This is a genomic window from Chromobacterium sinusclupearum, assembly GCF_002902845.1.
Classification (GTDB): Bacteria; Pseudomonadota; Gammaproteobacteria; order Burkholderiales; family Chromobacteriaceae; genus Chromobacterium; species Chromobacterium sinusclupearum.
In genome coordinates this window covers 4028-4596 of the sequence record NZ_PPTF01000071.1, presented here as the reverse complement: position 1 = coordinate 4596, position 569 = coordinate 4028, and the positions used below count along the sequence as shown (strand labels likewise).

Annotated in this window: 1 protein-coding gene and 1 pseudogene; both read left to right on the top strand. The window is 58.3% G+C overall.

From position 1 onward, the window contains the following. Window positions 1-111 (top strand): annotated as a pseudogene (locus C2134_RS15510) (IS5/IS1182 family transposase); the annotation flags it as partial. 217 nt (window positions 112-328) lie between these two features. Beyond that, on the top strand, window positions 329-569 hold a 241-nt coding region (locus C2134_RS21930), incomplete at its 3' end, for an FKBP-type peptidyl-prolyl cis-trans isomerase (RefSeq protein WP_369406785.1).

Below are 569 nucleotides of genomic sequence, written 5' to 3'. Positions count from 1 at the left end.
AGGGTGACGACCCGTCGCTTCGAGGGTCAAGTGGCAGAGCTGCAGGTGCGTGCTGCCATCTTGAACCGCTTCAGCATGCTGGGCCGGCCTTGTACGGTGGCTGTGGCGTAAATTTGTTTGGGGAAAGGGGAGCCTCGCCCTGTTCGGGATTTACGCAACAGTGCCGTTACGAGGTCGGATTTGCAAAGGGGCTGGTGTCGCATCAAAAATGGCTGCTTTCGCATGAGGCGCTGGCACACAAGCATCCGGCAAGCCAGGGGCGATTCAGTTGACACTGATTCGCTTAACTGCCAACCTTCCGGCTTCAATTTTTTTGCCATTTCCCGCCATGAAAATCACCGCCAACACCGCCGTCACCCTGCGCATGAAAGTCACCGACAGCCAGGGCCTGGTTTACGACGATGGCAAACACCCGGTTTCCTACCTGCACGGCGATTACGACAATCTCTTCCCCAAACTGGAAGCCGCGCTGGAAGGCCAGGAAGCCGGCTTTCAAACCACGGTGGAGCTTGCTACCGAAGACGCCTTCGGTGCGCGCGACGAAGCCCTGGTCACCACCATGCCCAAGG